This window comes from Achromobacter sp. GbtcB20, from assembly GCF_019091095.1.
GTDB classification, from domain to species: Bacteria; Pseudomonadota; Gammaproteobacteria; order Burkholderiales; family Burkholderiaceae_B; genus Achromobacter; species Achromobacter mucicolens.
Genome location: NZ_JAGXJZ010000004.1, coordinates 286083 through 306785, shown reverse-complemented (window position 1 = coordinate 306785; position 20703 = coordinate 286083). Strand labels below are relative to the sequence as shown.

Sequence of the window (20703 nt, the reverse complement as noted above, 5' to 3'; positions counted from 1 at the left end):
AGAAAGCCCAGCCAAGACGCAGCCCTAACCATTCATATTATTGAAACAGGAGTTCACCATGCTTACGATCCGTCGCGCTGCTGAACGGGGTCACGCCAACCACGGATGGCTCGATTCGTTCCATACCTTCTCCTTTGCCAACTACTACGATCCGGCTCACATGGGCTTTGGCGCGCTGCGCGTGATCAATGACGACCGCATCGCCGCGGGCCGCGGCTTCGGCACGCACGGTCACCGGGACATGGAGATCATCACCTATGTGCTGGACGGCGCGATCGCCCACAAGGACAGCATGGGCAGCGGCTCGGAAATCCAGCCCGGCAACGTCCAGCGCATGAGCGCCGGCCGCGGCGTGATGCACTCGGAGTTCAATCCCCGCCCCGATGCCGAAACGCACATGCTGCAGATCTGGATCGAGCCCAACGTGACTGGCATTGCGCCGGAATACGAAGAGCGCGCCTTCAGCGATGCGCAAAAGCGTGGCCGTCTCCAGGCCCTGGTGTCGGGCGACGGCATCGATGGATCGATGAAGATCCATCAGGACGCGCGTCTTTACGCTGGCCTGTTCGATGGCGACGAGTCAGCCTCGCTGCCGCTGGCCGCCGGCCGCCGCGCCTGGGTCCATGTTGCCCGCGGCAGCGTGACCGTCAACGGCGCCGCGCTCAATGCCGGTGACGCCGTGGCGATCACCGACACCGGCAGCGTCGAGCTGTCGGGCGGCAAGGACGCCGAAGTGCTGGTGTTCGACCTGGCCTGACGCCATCCGGCGGGCGGATCCTGGAATCCGCCCGGCTTACCCGATTACCCCCATTACCTGCACCGAGGCCATTAAGATGGCCCCAGGCCAATCCATTGCGGAGCATTGCACCATGTCGACCCTGTCCCAAGCCGGCGAAAGCCAGATCGAAACCGTCGTGGTGCCGCGCACCAGCGACCTGGGCGGATTCTCCGTCCGCCGCGCCATCCCTTCCATGCAGCGCCGCAGCGTCGGTCCGTTCGTCTTCCTGGACCAGATGGGTCCGGCGGACTTCGACATCGGCGCCGGCATCGACGTGCGGCCGCATCCGCATATCGGGCTGTCCACCGTTACCTACCTGTACGAAGGCTCCATGGTCCACCGCGACGGGGCAGGCAACACGCAAACCATCCTGCCCGGTGAAGTGAACTGGATGACCGCCGGCCGCGGGATCGTCCACTCCGAACGCTCCTCGCCGGAAAGCCGCCTAGCGCCGCAGCGGCTCTCGGGGCTGCAGATCTGGGTTGGCCTGCCCAAGGCGCACGAAGAAACCGATCCGGGTTTCGTGCATTACGGCCTGGATGCGCAGCCGGTGGTCGAAGGCGAGGGCGTGCGTGCCCAGGTCGTCGCCGGTTCGATGTTCGGCAAGACCTCGTCGGTCAAGACGTTGTCGCCTCTCTTCTACGGCGACCTGCAACTGCAACCGGGCGCCACGACGGTGCTGCCGGCCGAGCACGAAGAACGCGCGGCCTATCTGGCCAGTGGCACGGTGGAAATCGACGGCCAGGAATACGAGAGCGGTCGCCTGGTGGTGTTTGCCCCGGGCAAGCCGGTGCAGATCCGGGCCAAGACCGCCGCGCGCTTCGCGCTGCTTGGCGGCGAGCCGCTCGACGGTCCGCGCTTCGTGTGGTGGAACTTTGTGTCCAGCAGCAAGGACCGGATCGAACAGGCCAAGCAGGATTGGCAACGCACGCGCTTCGATCAGATCGTGCCCGGCGACGAGACCGAATACATTCCGCTGCCGGAACCGCGCAACTGAGCGGGGCGGGATGACAATGCGTGAAGGGCGGCGCAATGCCGCTCCATGATCGTGTAACTTTTATAGTTTATTTTTAAGGGTTACACTGTCGCCGGAGATCACCATGAACACCAGCCACGCACCCGAATTCCGACAACTGGGCGACCACGTCGCCCTGGACATGATCAACACTGTCGAGCAGAGCAGCGCCGGCCCCGTCGACCGATGGCAGTCGGATGCGGACGTGGCGGGCTGGCTGTCGCTAGCGGGTGTCGCCGCCGCGCAGGGCGCCGCGCCGTCCGGTTTGCTGGAAAGCGCGCGCGGCCTGCGCGAAACCGTGCGAGAGCTGGTCGCCCAGCGCAAGGCGCACGCACCGCTGGCGCTTTCCGCGCTGAATCGCGCGCTGGCGGCGGGCGGCAGTCACCTCGAGCTTGCGCCGGCAGACGATGGCAGCCTGGTGGTGTCGCGCCGTTATCCCTCGCAGACGGCGGCGCAATGGCTGCTGCCGGTGGCAGAGGCGGCCGCCGATCTGCTGGCGCATGGCGACTTCGGCCTGGTACGCAAATGCGAAAGCGATGCGTGCTCGCTCTGGTTCTACGACCGAACGCGCTCGCACAAGCGGCGCTGGTGCAGCATGGCGTTGTGCGGCAACCGGCACAAGGTGGCGGCGTTCCGGCAGCGCGAGGCGGCGGACGCCAGCGCCAAGGCGAAATGACAACGATCGATGGTTTCCAGCCCGGCTCATGCCGGGCTTTTTCATCGCCGCGCCAAATCATCCTTGTGTAACCATTAAAGCCGATGTTGACAGGTTACGCAAAATGCGTAGACTGTGCCGTGAAGCTTCGAAACCCCATCGTCATTCCTTGCCCGAATACCGGAGATCCTCATGAACGCCCAGCCCGACCACACCGTCCACTACCGCCATGCGCAAGCCGACGGCCTGCGCTTTTTCTATCGCGAAGCCGGCGACCCGCAAGCGCCCGTGCTCCTGCTGCTGCATGGCTTTCCCACGTCGTCGCATCAGTTCCGCAATGTCATCCCGCAACTGGCCGCGCACTTTCGCGTCATCGCGCCCGATCTGCCCGGCTTTGGCTTCACCGAAGTCCCGGCCGAGCGCGGCTACCGCTACACCTTCGACAACCTGGCCAAATCGCTGGAAGCGTTTGTGGACGAACTGGGGCTGACCCGCTACGCGATGTATTTCTTTGACTACGGCGCGCCGACCGGATTGCGGCTTGCGGTGGCGCACCCCGAGCGCGTGACCGGCCTCGTGTCGCAGAACGGGAACGCGTATCTCGACGGCCTGGGCGACGCGTGGGCGCCCATCCGCGCCTACTGGAACGACCCGTCGCCCGCCAACCGCCAGACCATTCACGACGCCATCCTGAACTTCGAAGGCACCAAGTGGCAGTACGTGCACGGCGTGGCGGATCCGGACAGCGTCGCGCCCGAAGGGTATACGCTGGACGCGGCCCTGCTTGAACGGCCGGGCAACAAGGACATCCAGCTCGATCTGTTTCTGGACTACGCGAACAACCTGACGCAATACCCCGCGTTCCAGGCGTTCTTCCGTCAGGCCCAGGTGCCAACGCTGGCAATCTGGGGGCGCAACGATCCGTTCTTCATTCCGCCGGGCGCCGAGGCCTATCGGCGCGACAATCCGGATGCCGTGGTTGAACTGCTGGACACCGGCCACTTCGCGCTGGAAACTCACGGCCAGTACATCGCCCAGCGCATCATCGATGTGTTGGGGCGCTGACCGGCAAGGGCGGCTCGATGGTTTCCCCGGCCGGATGTCACGGCAGGAGCCCGAATGACGCGCCACTTTGACGACCTGCAGCTGGGCAGCATCGAGATGTTCTGCCTGGCGGCGGAACTCAGCAGTTTTACCGCGGCCGCCAACGCCGCGGGTGTGACGCCGGCGGCCGTCAGCCGCAGCGTCTCGCGGCTGGAGGCGCGGCTGGGCATCCGGCTGTTCGTGCGCAGCACCCGGCATATCCGCCTGAGCGACGAAGGACGCGCCTACTTCGAGCAGGTGCGCCCGGCCATTGCGCAACTGGTCGACGCCGAACGCCAGGTGGGCGGGCAGGGCGCGGCGGGGCGCCTTCGCATCAGCTTGCCCACGCCCTATGCGCATTACCGCGTCCTGCCGCTGCTGCCCGCGTTTCGCGACAAGTATCCCAACGTGGACGTGCACGTCCACATCAGCAACCGCAATGTCGATTTTGCCGATGACGGCTATGACCTGTCGGTGCGCGGGCGCGCGCCCGACGACTCGGCGCTGATCGCGCGCAAGCTGGAGGATGCGGAGCTGGTGGTGGTCGGCGCGCCCGAGTACCTGCGCCGGCGCGGCACGCCGCAAGCACTGGAGGATCTGACCGCGCACGATTGCATCCAGTTCGACCGGCCCAGCAGTGGCCGCCGCATTCCGTGGACGTTTCAGGTGGACGGCGAAGCGGTCGACATCGTGACCGACGGCGCCTATGGCACGGGCGAGGATGTGCTGGGCGGCGTGACGTTGGCCCGGGCGGGCGCCGGGCTATTCCAGACGTATCGCTTCGTGGTCGAGGACGACCTGCGCGAGGGCAGGCTGATCGAAGTGCTGCAGCAACATGGCGGCAGCACCCGGCCGTTCGTGTTGCTGTACCCGCATGCCCGGCACGTATCGCGCCGGGTGCGGGCGTTTGTCGATTTTCTGGTCGACAAGCTGGCGGACTGAGCGAGGTCAGCGGCCTTTCAACTGCGCGATCACCACCAGGATCACTGCCGCGTTGCCCGGCTGCTGCGCAACCGAATTGGCGGTGCGCGCGTGGCCGGCCTTATCGCCGAGCACGCGCGCGAACAGGCCGGATGCGCCATCCAGCACGGTGGGCTGATCCAGAAAGCCCGGCGCGCTGGCCACATAGCCTTCGACACGGACAAGGTGGTCCAGCCGGTCGAAGCTGCCGGTGTGCTGGCGAATCTGCGCCAGCACGTTCAGCGCGGCAAGTTCGGCGGCCTGCCGGCCCTGATCGACGGTAAGCTCCGCGCCCACTCGGCCCTGCCACACCACGCGCCCGTCGCGCAGGGGCAATTGGCCCGAGATGAACAGCAGGTCGCCCGCCTGGCTGGCGGCGGTGTACTGGCCCAGTGGCTGAGGGGCGGGCGGAAGGGCCAGGCCTAGGTCGGCCAGTCTGGCTTCAATGGTCATAGCGATCTCTTAGCATTGGGACGCCCGCCGCGCGGCGGGCGTCCGCTGGGGTTTGCTACCAGTGGCCGGCGGCGGCGCCGCCATCGACCGGAAGGATCGCGCCGGTGGTGTAGGCCGAGTCGGTCAGGTAGGTCACCGCCCCGACAATGTCCTCCACCTTGCCCATGCGGCCGGCCGGCTGCAACGAATTCAGGAAGCCGAACGTGGCCGGATCGTGCATCGGCGTCTCGATGATGCCGGGCGCCACCGCGTTGACGCGGATGTTCCTGTCCGACAATTCGATGGCCAAGGCCCGTGTGGCGTGATTCAGGCCGCCCTTGATCAGCACGGGCAGCAGAGCGGGGACCCGGCTGCTGGGCTGCATGGCGATGCTGGCCGTGATGTTGACGATGTGGCCCTCGCGGTTTTCGGACATATGCCCCGCCGCCTGCTGGGTGATGTGAAAGAAGCCCTTCAGGTTGGTGTCGATGATGCGGTCCAGGTCTTCGTCGGTGTACTCGCCCAGCGGCTTGGGAATGAAGATCCCGGCGTTGTTGACCAGCACGTCGATGCGGCCAAACCGCTCGGTGGCCTGGCGCACGATGGCGCGGGCGGTGCTGGCCAGCGCGATGTCGCCGGCGACAGCCAGGAAGCGGTCGGGCAGGCCCAGTCCTTCGTGCGCCAGGCGCTCCGCGGCCGCATCCAATCCCTGCTGGCTGCGGGCGTTGCCCACCACGTTGTCGCCGCGGCGCAGGTATGCCTGCGCCAGGGCAAATCCGATTCCGCTGGACGCGCCCGTGATCACTACAGTCTTGTTCGACATTTCAATACTCCGGTTTGGCTTTTGGGATGCCTGCGCGCTCAGACAGTGAGACGAACTATAGGAGCCGGCGGCCGGGCAATAAACGCCCGTGGCGGAACATGAATTGATACGTGGCGGAACAAGCGCGGGCGTCGCCGCTGGGCGGCGGCGCCGTCCGGCGATAAGATGCGCTACCCGTGCATCAACAACAAACGGGAGGGAGACATCATGCGTTGCAATACCCATCATGCGCTGCGCGGATTGGCCGCGCTGGCGTTGATCCAATGCGCCATGCCGGCGCACGCCGCCGGCTATCCGGCCAAGCCCATCACCTTCATCGTGCCGTATACCGCCGGCGGGACCACCGATCTGGTCGCGCGCACGGCGGGACAGAAGGTGGCCGAGAAACTCGGGCAGCCTGTCATCGTCGAGAACCGTCCCGGGGCGGGCGGCAACATCGGGATGGATGCCGTGGCCAAGGCGGCGCCGGACGGCTACGTCATCGGCTTTGGCGCGATCTCGACGAATGCGCTCAATCCCTTCGTGTACCCGAAGATGCCGTTCGATCCGACCAAGGATTTCACGGGAATCAGCATGCTGGGTGCCTCGTCCGTGGTGCTGGAGGTGGGGCCGTCCGTGAAGGTGGACAGCGTCAAGGATCTGGTGGCCTACGCCAAGGCAAATCCCAACACGTCGTACGGCACGCCCGGCACGGGTACGTCCATGCACCTTGCGGGGGTGATGTTCGACCAAGTGACCGGGGCAGGCATGCAGCACGTGCCGTACAAGGGCAGCGCCCAGGCCTTGAACGATCTGCTGGGCGGGCACCTGCCCGTGATGTTCGACAATCTGCCCGCGTCGCTGCCGCACATCAATGCGGGCAAGATCCGCGCGCTGGCGGTGACGGGCAGCAAGCGTGCGCCGGCGCTGCCAAACGTGCCGACGCTGGCCGAACTGGGCTATTCAGGGGCGGTGGTGGATCCGTGGTTTGCGGTGTATGGGCCGGCCGGCATGTCGCCCGAGGTGACCCGCGCGTTGAGCGAAGCCTTCCAGGCGGCGCTCGCCATGCCGGACGTCAAGGACAAGCTTGAGAAGGCCGGCTTCATGCCCTATGGCTCGACCCCGCAGGAAGTCGAGCGTCTGACGCAAAGCCAGCATGAGGCCTTCAAGGCCTTGTCGCAGAAGGTGAAGCTGTCGGCGGACTGAACCGCCAGGCGCGGTCCCGGCACGGCTGGCGCCGGGGGCGCCGGGGACCCGGCTAGCGGCCGCGCGCCAGCGCCTGTTCGCGCTGCTCTTCAAGCGCCTCGCGGCGGATGAAGTCGCGCACGAAGGCGTCGGCGGGGTGATGGTGCAGGTTGTAGGGCGTGTCCCACTGCGCGATACGGCCCTTCGCCATCACCCCGATGCGGTCGGCGATGGCAAAGGCTTCGGCCTGGTTGTGCGTGACCAGGATCGCGGTGTGACCCGTGGCCTTCAGGATCTCGCGCACCTCGAAGGCCAGGCGCTCGCGCGTGTCCACGTCCAGGTTCGAAAACGGTTCGTCCAGCAGCAGCAGGTCGGGCGACGGCGCCAGCGCGCGCGCCAATGCCACGCGTTGTTGCTGGCCGCCGGAGATCTCGTGGGGATAGCTGCTGGCAGCATGCGCCAGGCCGACGAGTTCCAGCATTTCTTCGACGCGGCGGGCGCGATCCTGCCGCGACAGCTTGCGCAGTCCGAACGCCACGTTCAGGCCGACGGTCAGATGGGGAAACAGCGCGTAGTCCTGGAACATCATGCCCACGCGGCGCAGCTCGGGCGCAACCTGTTCAGTGGGCGATGAGATGACCGTGCCGTCCAGCAGGATGCGGCCGGCTCGCACCGGCTCGAAGCCGGCAATGGCGCGCAGCACGGTGGTCTTGCCGCAGCCGGATTCGCCCAGCAGGCAGCCGATGTGGCCGGCGGGCAGGCCCAGCGACAAGTCCTGCACGATCGGCTTGACGCCCGCAGGCGTCTCGTAGGCGAGGGAGATATGGTCGATTTCTAACAGATCGGGCACGATGATCAATGTCCCATTTTCAGATTGGTGCGCGCCAGCAGGATGACCGGCAGCAGGCCGGCCAGGACGATGGCCAGCGCGGCCACGGCGCCTTCTTCGTACGTGCCGCGCGCGGCTTCCGCGTACAGCCACGTGGCGAGGGTGTCGAAATTCATGGGGCGCAGCAGCAGCGTGGCGGGCAGTTCCTTCATGGCATCCACGAACACCAGCAGCGCGCTGGCCGCCAGCGCCGGCCGCAGCAGGGGCAGGTGGACGCGGCGCAGGGTGCCTGCCGACGTTTCGCCCAGGAGGCGCGAGGCCTGCTCGAGCGACGGCGGGATGCGCGCCAGCCCGGCTTCCACCGCCCCGGTCGAAATCGCCAGGAAGCGGATGGCGTAGGCGCAGACCAGCGCGCCCATCGAGCCCATCAGGAACAGGCCCGTGCCGCCGAAGACGCGCGCGACGGCGGTGTCGATCCACACGAACGGGGTGAGAAGACCAATGGCCAGCACGGTGCCGGGCACCGCGTAGCCCAGGCTGGCGACGCGGGCGCACGCGCGGCCCGGGTTGAACCCGGCGCTTTCGCGCAGGCTGCGGCCCGCCCACGCAACGATCAGGCCGCACAGCAGGGTGACGACCGTGGCGCTGGACGCGACGATGAGGGTGTTGGTCAGGCCGCCGATCAACTGGTCCGAGACGCCGCCCACCAGATGCAGGCGCTTGTAGGTTTCCACGACCAGATACAGCGCCGGCGCGGCGAAGCCCACCAGCACCGGAATCCAGCCCAGCACGGCCGCCACCGCGGCAGCGGCGCCGCGCAGCCGGCGCGGCTGCATCGGACGCATGCGCTGCGTGTTGGCATAGCGCTGCCGCTTGCGGCCGTGGCGTTCCAGCAGGATCAGCCCGATGACGATCGCCAGCATGGTCAGCGCAATCTGCGCCGCGCCGGCCAGGTCCGAACGGGTCACCCAGGTGGTGTAGACGGAGACGGTCAGCGTTTGCACGCCGAGAAATTCTGAGGCCCCGATATCGTTCAGCGTTTCGAGCAGCGCCAGGCTCACGCCCACCACGATCGCGGGACGGGCAAGGGGCAGGGCGACGCGGCAGAACACCGCCACACGGCCCGCGCCCAACGTGCGGGCCGCTTCAAGCAGGCCCGCCGCCTGCGTCATGAACATCACGCGGGTGCTCAGGTAGACGTAGGGATACAGCACGAAGCCCAGCACGAAGATGGCGCCGTAGAGGGAGCGCAAATCGGGCAGGCGGAACTCGCGCGGGCTGTCGTAGCCCAGCAGGGCGCGGATCGCCGACTGGATGGGGCCGATGGGATGCAGCAGGTCCAGGTAGGCGAACGCGATGATGTAGGTCGGCACGGCCAGGGGCAGCAACAGCGCCCAGGTCAGCATCCGGCGCGTCGGAAATTCGTAAGCGGTCACCAGCCACGCGGCCCCGGTGCCCAGCAACGTCACGACGATACCCACGCCGGCCAGCAGCATCACCGTGTTCGCCAGCGCCTGCGGCAGCACATAGCTGGCCAGGTGCTGCCAGTGCCCAAGGCTGCCCCCCAGCGCCCACCAGCCCAGCGTCAAGACCGGCGCAAGCACCGCCAACGCGATCAGGCCGGCGCCGACCAGCCAGCCGGTTCCGCGTTCAGACCAGCGCAGCCGCAGCGGCCTGGGCAAGGATTCTGTATACATGCTTCAAAGTCGGTTGCATCAAAGGCAAGGCCTGTTCCCCCCAAAAAGCGGGAACAGGCCCTACGCGCGGCCCCGGTTCAGGGGCACGCGCGTGTCGTTGCCGTGGTCACGCGCTGCACGCCGGCAGCGCGGTGCGGCAGCTTATCAGTTATCGAAGCCGACCTTGTCCACCAGTTCGCTGGCTTGCTTGCGATGCTTGGCGATCTCGGTCAGGGGCAGGGGATCGACCTTCAGTTCACCGAAGCTTGCGATCACCGGGTCCAGCTTCACGCCCTTGCGGACGGGATACTCGTAATTGGCCTGGGCATACATGGCCTGGGCGGGTTCGGACACCAGGAAGTCCAGCAGCTTGACGGCGTTGGCCTTGTTGGGGGCGTGCGCCGCGACCGCCGCGCCGCTGACGTTCACGTGCGTGCCACCGCTCTTGGCGTTGGCGAACGTCGGGCGGATGACCTTGATGGCGTCGCCCCACTTGCGGGCGTCGGTGCCCGGCTCGGCGTTCTTCATGTGGCCCACGTAGTAGGCGTTGGCCAGACCGATGTCGCAGATGCCACCCAGGATGTCGCGCGCCACGTCGCGGTCGCCGCCGGCGGCCTTGCGGGCCAGGTTGGCCTTGACGCCGCGCAGCCACTTTTCGGTGGCTTCGGCGCCGTCATGCGCGATCATGGAGGCGACCAGCGCGGTGTTGTAGGGGTGCTGGCCCGAGCGGATGCAGACCTTGCCCTTCCACCTGGGGTCGGCCAGGTCTTCGTAGCGGAAGGCTTCGAGCTTCAGGTCCTTTTCCACGTACAGCACGCGGTCGCGCAACGACAGGGCATACCATTTGCCATCGGCGCCGCGCAGGTTGGCGGGAATGACCGAATTGAGGGTGTCCGACTTGACGGCTTGCGTCACGCCGCCGTCCACCAGGTCGAGCAGGTTGCCGATGTCCACGGTCATCAGCACGTCGGCGGGCGACTTGGCGCCTTCGGCCTTCACGCGCTCGAGCAGGCCGTCCTTGACGAAGACGGTGTTCACCTTGATGCCGCTTTCCTTGGTGAAGGCATCCAGCAGCGGCTGGATCAGCTTGGGTTCCCGGGTGGTGTACAGGCTGACTTCCTCGGCGGCATTGGCCGACGCGGTGAAGGCAGCGGCGCCAGCCAGCGCGAGCGCGCGCAGCAGCGAATTCAATTGGTGACGATTGATCATGAGGGAACTCCAGCTAGGGCCGAAACGAATTTTTTGCCGCGCGCCTGCTGCGCTCAAGGGGGGCGCCGCCACGCAAAGCAGTCTGCTAACGAAAATGATTATCAAAAGAGAGAGCGACAATAACAGGAAGCATTGCGCAGTTCAACTGCTCGTCAGCCGTCTCTGCAAGACGTTGATCCCCGTCAACTTGGAATAAGGGTATTACGGAATAATGAGAGCAGTTATCAACGAGACCTTGTAGAATAGGGACAACCCTAATGCCGACCGCGGCCTTTTTTTGCGGCTCGGAATGACCTCCGCGGCGCAGCCGGGCCCCGTCCGACCACCGTCCGCCCTTACTGAATACGACATGGCTGCTTTCAACACAGAGCGCGTACTTAGCGTGCACCACTGGAACGACACCCTGTTTTCCTTCACCACGACGCGTGACGCGGCCTTGCGGTTCCACAATGGCCACTTCGTGATGATCGGCCTCGAAGTCGAAGGCAAGCCGCTGCTGCGGGCCTACAGCATCGCCAGCGCCAACTACGAAGAAAACCTCGAATTCCTCAGCATCAAGGTGCAGAACGGCCCGCTCACCTCGCGCCTGCAGCACCTGAAAGAGGGCGACACCATCCTCGTCAGCCGCAAGCCCGTCGGCACGCTGGTCGTCGACGACCTCAAGCCCGGCAAGCATCTGTTCCTGTTCGGCACCGGCACCGGCCTGGCGCCCTTCATGAGCATCATCAAAGACCCGGACGTCTACGAACGCTTCGACAAGGTCATTCTGGTGCACGGCGTGCGCTGGGTCAGCGAGCTGGCCTACGCCGACTACATCGAGAACGAACTGCCGAACAACGAATTCTTCGGCGATATCGTGCGCGACAAGCTGGTGTACTACCCCACCGTCACGCGCGAGCCTTTCCGCAATCAAGGCCGCATCACCGAACTGCTTGAAAACGGCAAGCTCTGCGCCGACATCGGCATTCCGCAGATCAACCCCGAAACCGATCGCGCCATGATCTGCGGCAGCCCGCACATGCTGGCCGACATCAGCGCCATGCTCGACAGCCGCGGCTTCACTGTGTCGCCGGGCGTGGGCCAGCCGGGCGACTACGTCGTCGAACGCGCCTTCGTGGACAAATAAGCCAGACGGCTTCCGTTCACGGCTTCAACGAACAACCCATCGCACATCGCGATGGGTTGTTTGTTTTGGCGTGAAGCGGCAACGCCACGCCTGGCGTGAATCATTCGGGCTGAATGCCTGCCTTCTTGATGATCTCGCCCCACTTCTTGGACTCGGCTTGCTGGAACGTGGCCAGTTCCTCGGGCGACGAGCTGGCGGCGTCCGTGCCGGTCTGCGCATAGAACTGTTGCGCGGCCTTGGCCTTGGTGGCATTGACCAGCAGTTCGTTCAGGCGCTTGACCACGTCGGGCGGGGTGCCGGCCGGCGCGTAGGCGGCGAACCAGTAGCCCATTTCGTAGCCGGGCACGCCGGCTTCCGCGATGGTGGGCACGTCGGGGGCCAGCGGCGAGCGGGCCTTGCCCGTGACGCCCAGCGCACGAAGCTTGCCGGACTTGACCTGCGGCAGACCCGTGGCCGTGTCGGTGATCATCATGTCGATCTGGCCGCCCAGCAGGTCGGTAACCGCGAGCGGATTGCTCTTGTACGGCACGTGCAGCAGTTGCACATTGGCCATCTGCTGCAACAGCTCGCCGGCGATGCGGCTGCTGGAGCTGCCGCTGCCAAAGCTCAGCTTGCCCGGCGACTGCTTGGCCTGCGCCAGGAAGTCGCCCACCGTCTTGGCGGACGAACTGGGGTTGACCACCATGATCTGCCCACCCTTGCCCAGCAGTGTGAGGGGCGCGAAATCCTTGACGGGATCGTAGGTCAGCGACTTGTACAGGTGCTCGTTGGCCGCGTGCGTGGTGTTGGTGGTGATGAGCACGGTATAGCCATCGGGCGTGGCGCGGGCGCCGGCGGCCGCGCCGATCATGGCGCTGGCGCCGGGCTTGTTCTCGATCACGACCGCCTGTCCGGTCTGCTCGGTGACGCCCTGGCCGATGGCCCGGCCGATCTGGTCGGTCGCGCTGCCGGCCGCGAACGGCACGATGAAAGTGATGGGCTTGGCGGGAAATTGCGCCATGGCCGAGAAGGGCAGGGCGGCGGCCAGCAGCAGGGCCAGCCGGCCCTTGGTAGTGATGCGCATGTATGTCTCCTGTGGTGTTTTTTTATCGGAACTGAAATCAGGCGGCCGCGGGACGGTCGCCGGGTATGTCTGGCAGCCGGCTCGCCAGCTCGGGGCTGACCTCCACCGTCATGTCCAGCAATCTGAAAGACAGGCTCTTGCCATGGGTGTCCAGGTTCAGCGCGTCGTTGACGCCGCCATCCAGCACACCCTCCAGCACGAAGTTCATGGCATTGAGCATCGGCAGCGCATACCGCGTCACGCGTTTCGGGTGGCGGTAAGCGAACCATTGCGCCACGCGCGATTCGGTCACTTGCGCGGTCAGCACGTCAAAGCATTCGGGGTCCCAGGCGATGAGGCTCAGGTTCGAGATATCGCCCTTGTCCCCGGAGCGGCTGTGAGCCAGCCGGTACAGCGGCACGGCGAGCAGGGGCTGGTTCATGGCGCGATCTCCTCCAGGAAGGTCCAGCCGCTCTTTACGGCTTCGCGGGGAATGGTGCAGGACATCATGTTCAGGCGCGGGCGCAGGGCGGTGCGCACGCCGCCGCCGCCCGCCGGTCCGCAGGTATAAAGCGCGGTCACTTCGCGTAGCACGCGTTCGGCTTGTGCGCGGTCGGCGTTTTCAGTGGCCAGCCGCAGCCGCACGTCGCGGGCATGGCTATCGGCAAGCGCGCGGCGCATTTCCCCGGCGTCGTCGCCCAGGATGCTGATGGCGCCAATCAGGTCCGCCCGCAGCTTGAAATCCGCGCCCAGGCGCTTCTGGACGATGTCGGCTGCCAAGCGGGCGCGCGCCTCGGCCTGCACGCCTGCATACGAGATTTCCGCTTCGGCCAGCCAGCCGCCGCGATAGCAGACGTTCACCTTCAGTTCCGGCGGCCGCGCGTGGCCGGTGATGCCGTGAACCGCGACCCGATTGCCGCCCAGCTCGACCACGCGCGCCTGGCTCAGGTCAGCCACCACGTCGGGCGTCAGGTAGCGCGCCGGATCGTGCACTTCATAAAGCAGTTGTTCCTTCACCGTGCGCGCATCGACCGCGCCGCCCGTGCCGTCGGCCTTGCCGATCACGAACTCGCCGTCGGCCTGGATCTCGGCGATCGGGAAACCGGCCGCGTGTACGTCGGGAACCTCTTTCAGCCCCGGGACGCAGAAGTAGCCGCCGGTGACCTGCAGTCCGCATTCCAGCATGTGGCCCGCCATGGTGGCGCGGCCCAGACGCGGCCAGTCGGCCGGATCCCAGCCGAAATGCGCCAGCGCCGGGCCGAGCGTCAGCGAAGGGTCCGCCACGCGGCCGGCGACCACGATCTGCGCGCCGGCGGCCAGCGCCTCGGCGATTTCGGTGGCGCCCAGGTATGCGGTGGCGCTGACGATGTCCAGGCCGTCCAGCGCCGCACCCAGGCGCTGCGCCAACAAATCGCGGTGTTCGGCGCCATTGAGCGCGTCGCCGTGCACGACGGCGATACGCGGCACGGGCAGGCCCTGTTCGCACGCCAGTTCGGCGATACGCCGCGCGGCGGCGGGCGGATTGGCCGCGCCGAAATTGCTGACGATGTTGATGCCGTGGCGCAGGCAATCGGCCAGGATCGGCCCCACCAGCTCGTCCAGCAGCGGTTCATAGCCGCGGTTCGGGTCGTCGTTGCGAGCCAGCTGCGCCAATGCCAAGGTGCGTTCGGCCAGCGTCTCGAAGATCAACGTGCCGCCGCCTTGCGCGGCCAGGGTGCGGACCACGGCCGCGGCGCCATCGCTGCGGTCGCCGGAAAATCCGGAGGCGCAGCCGATGAGCAAGGGAGTTTGAGACATGAGCAGTCCAGGCGCGTTCAGGGTTGGAACGACTATAGGCAAGGCGCGATCATCCGTAAAATAGAAAAATCGGATCGATTAATACAAGAAAACCATGAATCTATCGTCCCGCCAATTGCGCGCCTTCGTGGCCCTGGCCGATGAACGGCACTTCACGCGCGCCGCGAAGCGCTGCCACCTGACGCAGCCCGCGTTCAGCGCGCTGATCCGGTCGCTGGAAGACGCCGCCGGTGTGCGGCTCTTTGACCGCAACACGCGGCACGTGGAGCTGACTGCCGAAGGCCGTGTGCTGGATGCGACCGCGCGCCGGCTGCTGGCGGACATGGACCTGGCAATGGGCGACTTGCGCGACCTGGCGGACCGGCGCCGGGGCAGGGTGACACTGGCCGCGCTGCCGTCGCTGGCGGCGGGTTGGCTGCCCGATCTGCTGGCGCGGTTCCAGATGGATCACCCGGGCATCGTGCTGGATCTGCGCGATGCCTTGCTCGATCCGTGCCTGGACATGGTGCAAAGCGGCGTGGCCGATTTTGCCGTGGCCTCGCGGCGGCCGGACATGACGGATCTGGACAGCGAATTCCTGCACGCGGACCGTTACTTTCTGGTATGCCGCGCGGACCATCCCCTGGCTGGCCAGCCGCGCGTGCGGCTGCGCGACGTGCTGCGCCATCCAATCATCCAGCTTGCGCGCGGCAGCAGTGTGCGCAAACATCTGGACGAAGCGTTGGGCGCTGAGGCGCCGTTGCCGGTTTTCGAGGTCGAACACCTGGCGACCGTCACGGGCCTGGTGCGCGCAGGACTTGGCGTATCGGTCGTACCCGCCATGACGCTTTTTCATTTCCGCAGCGCCGATCTGCGTATCGTGCCGCTGGCGGGCCGCGCGTTGACGCGGCCGCTTTACCTGGTGCGCCGCAAGGGCCGCAGCCTGTCGGTGGCCGCGCAGGCGCTGGCCGATCTGCTGATCGCGCATCGGGGCGATATCGGCGGCGCCGGTCATCCGGCGGGTGCGCTGGATCAGACCTAGGCCATCTTTACGGCAATCCGCCACTTTCGCAAACGTCTATTGCTGATTAAACTTCGATAGTTGTAGCTTCTATCCGTCACCAGAAGGATTCCGCCCATGAGCAAGCAAATCATCCATACCGACAGCGCGCCTGCCGCCGTCGGCCCTTACTCGCAAGCGGTTGCCGTCAGCGGCACCAAGACTGTCTACCTCTCGGGCCAGATCGGCCTGGAGCCCGGCACCGGCGACCTGGTCTCTGAAAACTTCGACGCGCAGGTGCGTCAGGCGTTTGCCAACATGCAGGAAGTCATCAAGGCTGCAGGCGGCACGCTGGACAACGTGGTCAAGCTCACGCTGTTCCTGACCGACCTGGGCAAGTTCACGGCGGCCAACGCCATCATGGCCGAGATCATCCCGCAGCCGTTCCCGGCGCGTTCGACGATCGGCGTGGCCAGCCTGCCCAAGGGCGCCCAGTTCGAAGTCGAAGCGATCATGGTCCTGTAAGGCGCGCCCGGACGTTTCATACCAGGGGTTCGTTCCTACATGCCGGCCGCAGCCGTGGCCTCCAAACGTACCGGCGCCGACAAGAACGGCGCCGGCAAGGCGATGACGGATACGGAGCGCAAGCTTCGTAACCTGGGCTTGGTGCTGCCCGAGGATTTCGTGCTGCACCTGCCGCTGCGCTACGAAGACGAAACGCGCGTCATCCCGATCAGTTCGCTTCGCCCGGGCTTTGCCGGCCAGGTTGAAGGCGAGATCACCAAATCCGAGGTCCTGTACCGGCCGCGGCGCCAACTGACCGCGACCTTGGCGGACGACAGCGGCGAACTGCAATTGCGCTGGCTGAACTTCTACCCCAGCCAACAGAAACAAGTCACGGTTGGCAAACGGCTGCGCGCCCGGGGCGAAGTGCGCGGCGGGTTGTTCGGACGCGAGATGGTGCATCCGCGGCTGACCAACGCCGATTCGCCCCTTCCGACGGCCCTGACGCCCGTCTACCCCACCACTGAAGGATTGCCGCAGCCGGCGTTGCGGCGCGCCATCGCGCAGGCGCTCAATACCGCGGACCTGTCCGACACCCTTCCGGATGAGGCGCGCGCCCGCTACGACCTGCCGCCCTTCGAGCCCGCCATCCGTGCGCTGCACACGCCTGCGCAGGGCGAATCCGAACAGGCCTTGCTGGATCGCGTGCACCCGGCGTGGCGGCGGATCAAGTTCGACGAATTGCTGGCGCAGCAGCTGTCGCTTGCTGCCGCCCGCGCGGCGCGCCGCATCAAGGAAGCCGAGTCGCTGCCGGCGCAGAACGGGGCAGGGGGGCTGGTCGCCCGGTTGTACGAAACGCTGCCGTTCAAGCTGACTGGCGCGCAGCAGCGTGTCGTGCAGGAGATTTCGGCGGACCTTGCCAAGCCGTATCCCATGCATCGCCTATTGCAGGGCGACGTGGGCAGCGGCAAGACCGTCGTGGCCGCCATCGCGGCCGCGCAGGCCATTGCAGGAGGCGCGCAGGTGGCGCTGATGGCGCCCACGGAAATCCTGGCCGAGCAGCACTTTCGCAAGCTGGTGTCCTGGCTGCAGCCGCTGGGCGTGAATGTCGCGTGGCTGAGCGGCAGCCTTTCGGCCAAGGCCCGCCGGGAAGCCGCCGCTGCGGCAGCTGACGGCAGCGTGCAGCTTGTCGTCGGCACGCAGGCGCTGATCCAGGACCATGTCGAATTCCACCGGTTGGGCCTGTCCATCGTCGACGAGCAGCATCGCTTCGGCGTGGGCCAGCGCCTTGCCCTCACGCGCAAGGGCGAAACCGTGCGCGGCCGCATCGTGCCGCATCAGCTCAACATGAGCGCCACGCCCATTCCCCGCACGCTGGCCATGACGTTCTTCGCGGATCTGGACGTGTCCGTGATCGACGAGCTGCCGCCCGGACGCAGTCCCGTGGTGACCAAGCTGGTCTCCGACGCGCGCCGGGAAGAGGTCATTGCCCATATCGCGCAGGCGGCGCGCGGCGGCCGGCAGGCCTATTGGGTCTGTCCGCTGGTCGAGGAAAGCGAGGCCCTCGAGCTGCAGACCGCCGTCGACACCTACGAGGGCATGCGCGCCGATCTGCCGGACCTGCGGATCGGACTGGTGCACGGCCGCCTGCCGCAAGCCGAGAAGGCGTCGGTGATGCAGGCTTTCCGCGACGGCGAGATCGATCTGCTGGTCGCCACAACCGTCATCGAAGTCGGGGTCGACGTGCCCAATGCGTCGTTGATGGTGATCGAACACGCCGAGCGCTTCGGCCTTGCCCAGCTGCATCAGCTGCGCGGGCGGGTGGGGCGCGGCACGGCCGAGTCCGTTTGCGTATTGCTCTACCAGACGCCGCTGTCCCAGGTTGCGCGAGAACGCCTGCGCGCCATGTTCGAGACCTCCGACGGCTTTGAGATCGCGCGGCGCGACCTTGAGCAGCGCGGTCCCGGCGAATTTCTGGGAACGCGCCAGTCCGGCATGGCGCTCCTGCGCTTTGCGGATCTGGAGACCGACGCCGCGATTGCCGAAGACGCGCGCGATGCCGCGGTGTGGCTGCGCGCCGAGGATCCAGACGCCGTCCAGGCTCATCTGGCCCGCTGGATGCGCGGCCGCGAAGACTTCCTGCGGACCTGACATGCGGCCCGACAGTCACCTTGAATCCTCTACCGCCGGCCTCGGAGTCGGCGCATAACCCCGGGGGCGTAGTCCACCATGACTCTCACCGAACTGAAGTACATCGTCGCCGTCGCCCGCGAGCGGCACTTTGGCCGCGCGGCCGAGGCCTGTTTCGTCAGCCAGCCGACGCTGTCCGTGGCCATCCGCAAGCTGGAAGACGAATTGGGCGTGACCCTGTTCGAGCGCGGCGGCTCCGAGGTCGGGGTGACGCCCATCGGCCAGCGCATCGTCGCGCAGGCGCAGAAGGTGCTGGAAGAAAGCGCCAGCATCAAGGAGATCGCCCGGCAAGGCCACGACCCGCTGGCCGGCCCGCTGCGCGTTGGCGTCATCCACACCATCGGTCCGTACCTGCTGCCCAAGCTGGTGCCCGTGCAGATCGGCCGCACGCCGCAGATGCCGCTGCTGCTGCAGGAAAACTTCACGGTGCGGCTGGTGGAACTGCTGCGCCAGGGCGAAATCGATTGCGCCATCATGGCCTTGCCGTTGCCCGAAGCCGGCCTGGTCATGCAGCCGCTCTACGACGAGCCCTTCGTCGTGGCGGTGCCCAACGATCATGAACTGGCCAAGCGCAAGGCCATCGATGCCCAGGATCTGAAGCAGCAGACCATGCTGCTTTTGGGCAGCGGCCATTGCTTCCGCGATCAGGTGCTTGAAGTCTGTCCCGAACTGTCGCGCTTCTCGGCGGCCAGCGACGGCATCCAGCGTACCTTCGAAGGCTCTTCGCTCGAAACCATTCGCCACATGGTCGCGGCCGGGATCGGCGTCACCGTGCTGCCCGTGACCGCCGTGCCCGAGAACCCGCCCTCCAACAGCCTGTTGCGCTACCTGCCGTTCGAAGGTCATGTGCCCGAGCGCCGCGTGGTGCTCGCCTGGCGGCGCAGCTTCCCGCGTCTGGCGGCGATCGAGGCGCTGGCGCAAGCCGTCTATGAATGCGATCTGCCGGGCGTGAAGATGCTGGCCGGCGAAGCGGCTGCGGTGCAGGATTGAGCGGCCGCGGCCGCCGGTGCGCGGCGCGTCTTTGCGCCGCGTCAATCGGTCGCAGGCCATATTGAGAACGGCTTTGTCTCAACACCCGTTCTGTCGTGTTTGCAGTGGTATTCTTATTTCCGCCTTTTTCCATAGGAGCTAGCAATGGCCAAGTCCACCAAGAAGACCTCGAGCGTTCCGCGCATCAACATCGGTATTTCGGACAAGGACCGCGCCGCGGTTGCCGGTGAACTGTCCAAGTTGCTGGCCGATTCGTACACGCTGTACCTGATGACGCACAACTTCCACTGGAACGTCACGGGGCCCATGTTCAACACGCTGCACCTGATGTTCATGACGCAGTACACCGAAGAATGGAATGCGCTGGACAGCATCGCCGAGCGCATCCGCGCGCTGGGCCACTACGCGCCGGGCACGTACCGCGAATACGCCAAGCTTTCCTCGATCGCCGAGCCGGACTCGGTGCCGGACGCGCTGGAAATGGTGCGCCTGCTGGTCGACGGCAACGAATCGGTCGCCAAGACCGCGCGCGCCGCCTTTGAAAAGGCCGACGCCGCCAACGACCAGCCCACGGCCGACCTGCTGACGCAGCGTCTGGACGTGCACGAAAAGAATGCGTGGATGCTGCGCAGCCTGCTGCAGTAATCCGATGGCCGTTTTCCCGTCACGGGGAGGCGGCCGTCGCGATACGCGCCAATATATTGGCCGTCCTGATCGGGCGGCCATTTTTTTGCTTGCGCGGTTTGCGTCAGAAGTCGTACAGCGGCACGGGCGGAATGCGCTTGGGCGGCGGGGGAATCCGCCAGGATGCCCGGCGTCGAAGCGCCCCGAGCAGCTTCAAGCCCTGCGGCCAGTCGGCGAGTCCGCTTTCGGCATTGATATGGCCCGCGCCAGCCAGCACGACGATGCGGCTGCCCCAGTCCGCGGCGAACGCATGCGCGCGTTCCAGCGTGCAATAGGGGTCGTTGTCGCTGGCCACGACCACGCTTTGAAACGAGAGCGACTGGCGTGCGATGGGCGCGAAGCCGCGCAGGCACGCCGGGGTGTCCGGGCGTTCGACGTCGGCGGGCGCGACCAGCAGCGCGCCGGCGACCTTGGCGCGCAGCGGCACCGGCAGCGAAGCGCTGATCAGGCAGCCCAGGCTGTGGGCCACGAGCAGGACTGGACTGCGGGCTTCGTCCACCTCGGCCGTCAGACGGGATATCCAATCGGCCGCGCAGGGGTTTTCCCAGTCGTGCTGCTCGATCCGCCGGGCGTTTGGCAACAGGGCCTGCCACCGGGATTGCCAGTGATCGGGGCCGGAGTTTTTCCAGCCCGGGACGATTATCGGTTGGAGTCTCATGCGGCACATGATGCCGCCGCGCGTTAGTAACTCAAACGAATTAATGGTCTTTTGCATATACGGCGTTTGGAATAAGCCGAGGTGCCCCGCAGCATGCCGCAGTGCATCA

Annotated in this window: 21 protein-coding genes; 12 read left to right on the top strand and 9 right to left on the bottom strand. The window is 66.3% G+C overall.

What is annotated here, in order from left to right; all coding sequences use genetic code 11:
- Positions 1–58: 58 nt before the first annotated feature.
- The 5 genes from KVT32_RS08830 to KVT32_RS08810 all read left to right on the top strand — a co-directional run bounded on the left by KVT32_RS08830 (position 59) and on the right by KVT32_RS08810 (position 4473).
- Entirely contained in the window at positions 59–757 is a 699-nt protein-coding gene (locus tag KVT32_RS08830; RefSeq protein WP_062841145.1) for a pirin family protein, read from the top strand.
- A gap of 112 nt (positions 758–869) precedes the next feature.
- Complete coding sequence (locus KVT32_RS08825) at positions 870–1775, top strand: pirin family protein (RefSeq protein WP_063954930.1); 906 nt, start codon at positions 870–872, stop codon at positions 1773–1775.
- Between the two features lie 103 nt (positions 1776–1878).
- Positions 1879–2469 carry an ABATE domain-containing protein gene (locus tag KVT32_RS08820; protein WP_062841144.1) on the top strand — a complete coding sequence of 197 codons (591 nt, stop codon included), beginning with the start codon at positions 1879–1881 and terminating at the stop codon, positions 2467–2469.
- A gap of 171 nt (positions 2470–2640) precedes the next feature.
- On the top strand, positions 2641–3513 hold the full coding sequence (locus KVT32_RS08815) for an alpha/beta fold hydrolase (RefSeq protein ID WP_175155426.1): 873 nt from the start codon (positions 2641–2643) through the stop codon (positions 3511–3513).
- A 54-nt stretch (positions 3514–3567) separates the two neighbouring features.
- A complete protein-coding gene (locus KVT32_RS08810) occupies positions 3568–4473 on the top strand; it encodes a LysR family transcriptional regulator (protein WP_217618050.1) in 906 nt (301 codons plus the stop codon).
- 6 nt (positions 4474–4479) lie between these two features.
- Here KVT32_RS08810 and KVT32_RS08805 read toward each other — a convergent pair whose 3' ends face one another.
- Both KVT32_RS08805 and KVT32_RS08800 read right to left on the bottom strand, forming a co-directional pair.
- Complete coding sequence (locus KVT32_RS08805) at positions 4480–4944, bottom strand: RidA family protein (protein WP_217618049.1); 465 nt, start codon at positions 4942–4944, stop codon at positions 4480–4482.
- A 55-nt stretch (positions 4945–4999) separates the two neighbouring features.
- Positions 5000–5746, bottom strand: a complete 747-nt coding sequence (locus tag KVT32_RS08800) for an SDR family NAD(P)-dependent oxidoreductase (protein WP_217618048.1) — start codon at positions 5744–5746, stop codon at positions 5000–5002.
- Positions 5747–5953: 207 nt separating this feature from the next.
- Here KVT32_RS08800 and KVT32_RS08795 point away from each other — a divergent pair, with 207 nt between their 5' ends.
- Positions 5954–6931, top strand: a complete 978-nt coding sequence (locus KVT32_RS08795; protein ID WP_062841199.1) for a tripartite tricarboxylate transporter substrate binding protein — start codon at positions 5954–5956, stop codon at positions 6929–6931.
- A 52-nt stretch (positions 6932–6983) separates the two neighbouring features.
- On the opposite strand, the gene KVT32_RS08790 is transcribed toward KVT32_RS08795, so the two are convergent.
- From KVT32_RS08790 to KVT32_RS08780, 3 genes are all read right to left on the bottom strand, one after another.
- The gene (locus tag KVT32_RS08790; protein ID WP_152384370.1) at positions 6984–7760 is read right to left on the bottom strand and encodes an ABC transporter ATP-binding protein; all 777 of its coding nucleotides are present in this window, start codon (positions 7758–7760) and stop codon (positions 6984–6986) included.
- A gap of 5 nt (positions 7761–7765) precedes the next feature.
- Entirely contained in the window at positions 7766–9436 is a 1671-nt protein-coding gene (locus KVT32_RS08785; protein WP_217618047.1) for an iron ABC transporter permease, read from the bottom strand.
- A gap of 144 nt (positions 9437–9580) precedes the next feature.
- Positions 9581–10624 carry a Fe(3+) ABC transporter substrate-binding protein gene (locus KVT32_RS08780; RefSeq protein WP_217618046.1) on the bottom strand — a complete coding sequence of 348 codons (1044 nt, stop codon included), beginning with the start codon at positions 10622–10624 and terminating at the stop codon, positions 9581–9583.
- A gap of 349 nt (positions 10625–10973) precedes the next feature.
- Here KVT32_RS08780 and KVT32_RS08775 point away from each other — a divergent pair, with 349 nt between their 5' ends.
- Entirely contained in the window at positions 10974–11750 is a 777-nt protein-coding gene (locus tag KVT32_RS08775; RefSeq protein ID WP_056317527.1) for a ferredoxin--NADP reductase, read from the top strand.
- Between the two features lie 100 nt (positions 11751–11850).
- On the opposite strand, the gene KVT32_RS08770 is transcribed toward KVT32_RS08775, so the two are convergent.
- Genes KVT32_RS08770 through KVT32_RS08760 form a run of 3 tightly spaced genes read right to left on the bottom strand, consistent with a single transcriptional unit; the run spans position 11851 to position 14589 of the window.
- The gene (locus KVT32_RS08770) at positions 11851–12813 is read right to left on the bottom strand and encodes a tripartite tricarboxylate transporter substrate binding protein (RefSeq protein WP_056317529.1); all 963 of its coding nucleotides are present in this window, start codon (positions 12811–12813) and stop codon (positions 11851–11853) included.
- 37 nt (positions 12814–12850) lie between these two features.
- Entirely contained in the window at positions 12851–13234 is a 384-nt protein-coding gene (locus KVT32_RS08765; RefSeq protein WP_152384372.1) for a hypothetical protein, read from the bottom strand.
- The gene (locus tag KVT32_RS08760; protein WP_217618045.1) at positions 13231–14589 is read right to left on the bottom strand and encodes an acyclic terpene utilization AtuA family protein; all 1359 of its coding nucleotides are present in this window, start codon (positions 14587–14589) and stop codon (positions 13231–13233) included. Before KVT32_RS08760 ends, KVT32_RS08765 begins: the two co-directional genes overlap by 4 nt.
- A gap of 94 nt (positions 14590–14683) precedes the next feature.
- Between KVT32_RS08760 and KVT32_RS08755 the strand changes: the two genes are divergently transcribed.
- The 5 genes from KVT32_RS08755 to KVT32_RS08735 all read left to right on the top strand — a co-directional run bounded on the left by KVT32_RS08755 (position 14684) and on the right by KVT32_RS08735 (position 19897).
- Entirely contained in the window at positions 14684–15610 is a 927-nt protein-coding gene (locus tag KVT32_RS08755; RefSeq protein WP_217618044.1) for a LysR family transcriptional regulator, read from the top strand.
- A gap of 96 nt (positions 15611–15706) precedes the next feature.
- Entirely contained in the window at positions 15707–16093 is a 387-nt protein-coding gene (locus KVT32_RS08750) for a Rid family detoxifying hydrolase (protein ID WP_056317538.1), read from the top strand.
- Between the two features lie 39 nt (positions 16094–16132).
- Positions 16133–18223, top strand: a complete 2091-nt coding sequence (recG, locus tag KVT32_RS08745; RefSeq protein ID WP_217618043.1) for an ATP-dependent DNA helicase RecG — start codon at positions 16133–16135, stop codon at positions 18221–18223.
- 78 nt (positions 18224–18301) lie between these two features.
- Positions 18302–19252, top strand: a complete 951-nt coding sequence (locus tag KVT32_RS08740; RefSeq protein ID WP_056317544.1) for a LysR substrate-binding domain-containing protein — start codon at positions 18302–18304, stop codon at positions 19250–19252.
- A gap of 144 nt (positions 19253–19396) precedes the next feature.
- On the top strand, positions 19397–19897 hold the full coding sequence (locus tag KVT32_RS08735) for a Dps family protein (RefSeq protein ID WP_063954941.1): 501 nt from the start codon (positions 19397–19399) through the stop codon (positions 19895–19897).
- A 103-nt stretch (positions 19898–20000) separates the two neighbouring features.
- Here the strand turns inward: KVT32_RS08735 and KVT32_RS08730 are convergent, their stop codons facing one another.
- Entirely contained in the window at positions 20001–20594 is a 594-nt protein-coding gene (locus KVT32_RS08730; RefSeq protein WP_217618042.1) for an alpha/beta hydrolase, read from the bottom strand.
- Positions 20595–20703: the final 109 nt, after the last annotated feature.

Excerpts from the sequence above, each read along its gene's own strand:
- KVT32_RS08775 (WP_056317527.1), top strand. The coding sequence starts at position 10,974 with ATGGCTGCTTTCAACACAGAGCGCGTACTTAGCGTGCACCACTGGAAC.
- KVT32_RS08820 (WP_062841144.1), top strand. The coding sequence starts at position 1,879 with ATGAACACCAGCCACGCACCCGAATTCCGACAACTGGGCGACCACGTC.
- KVT32_RS08765 (WP_152384372.1), bottom strand. The coding sequence starts at position 13,234 with ATGAACCAGCCCCTGCTCGCCGTGCCGCTGTACCGGCTGGCTCACAGC.
- KVT32_RS08735 (WP_063954941.1), top strand. The coding sequence starts at position 19,397 with ATGGCCAAGTCCACCAAGAAGACCTCGAGCGTTCCGCGCATCAACATC.
- KVT32_RS08795 (WP_062841199.1), top strand. The coding sequence starts at position 5,954 with ATGCGTTGCAATACCCATCATGCGCTGCGCGGATTGGCCGCGCTGGCG.
- recG (WP_217618043.1), top strand. The coding sequence starts at position 16,133 with ATGCCGGCCGCAGCCGTGGCCTCCAAACGTACCGGCGCCGACAAGAAC.
- KVT32_RS08760 (WP_217618045.1), bottom strand. The coding sequence starts at position 14,589 with ATGTCTCAAACTCCCTTGCTCATCGGCTGCGCCTCCGGATTTTCCGGC.
- KVT32_RS08815 (WP_175155426.1), top strand. The coding sequence starts at position 2,641 with ATGAACGCCCAGCCCGACCACACCGTCCACTACCGCCATGCGCAAGCC.
- KVT32_RS08810 (WP_217618050.1), top strand. The coding sequence starts at position 3,568 with ATGACGCGCCACTTTGACGACCTGCAGCTGGGCAGCATCGAGATGTTC.
- KVT32_RS08730 (WP_217618042.1), bottom strand. The coding sequence starts at position 20,594 with ATGAGACTCCAACCGATAATCGTCCCGGGCTGGAAAAACTCCGGCCCC.
- KVT32_RS08780 (WP_217618046.1), bottom strand. The coding sequence starts at position 10,624 with ATGATCAATCGTCACCAATTGAATTCGCTGCTGCGCGCGCTCGCGCTG.
- KVT32_RS08825 (WP_063954930.1), top strand. The coding sequence starts at position 870 with ATGTCGACCCTGTCCCAAGCCGGCGAAAGCCAGATCGAAACCGTCGTG.
- KVT32_RS08755 (WP_217618044.1), top strand. The coding sequence starts at position 14,684 with ATGAATCTATCGTCCCGCCAATTGCGCGCCTTCGTGGCCCTGGCCGAT.
- KVT32_RS08805 (WP_217618049.1), bottom strand. The coding sequence starts at position 4,944 with ATGACCATTGAAGCCAGACTGGCCGACCTAGGCCTGGCCCTTCCGCCC.
- KVT32_RS08770 (WP_056317529.1), bottom strand. The coding sequence starts at position 12,813 with ATGCGCATCACTACCAAGGGCCGGCTGGCCCTGCTGCTGGCCGCCGCC.
- KVT32_RS08800 (WP_217618048.1), bottom strand. The coding sequence starts at position 5,746 with ATGTCGAACAAGACTGTAGTGATCACGGGCGCGTCCAGCGGAATCGGA.
- KVT32_RS08740 (WP_056317544.1), top strand. The coding sequence starts at position 18,302 with ATGACTCTCACCGAACTGAAGTACATCGTCGCCGTCGCCCGCGAGCGG.
- KVT32_RS08830 (WP_062841145.1), top strand. The coding sequence starts at position 59 with ATGCTTACGATCCGTCGCGCTGCTGAACGGGGTCACGCCAACCACGGA.
- KVT32_RS08785 (WP_217618047.1), bottom strand. The coding sequence starts at position 9,436 with ATGTATACAGAATCCTTGCCCAGGCCGCTGCGGCTGCGCTGGTCTGAA.
- KVT32_RS08750 (WP_056317538.1), top strand. The coding sequence starts at position 15,707 with ATGAGCAAGCAAATCATCCATACCGACAGCGCGCCTGCCGCCGTCGGC.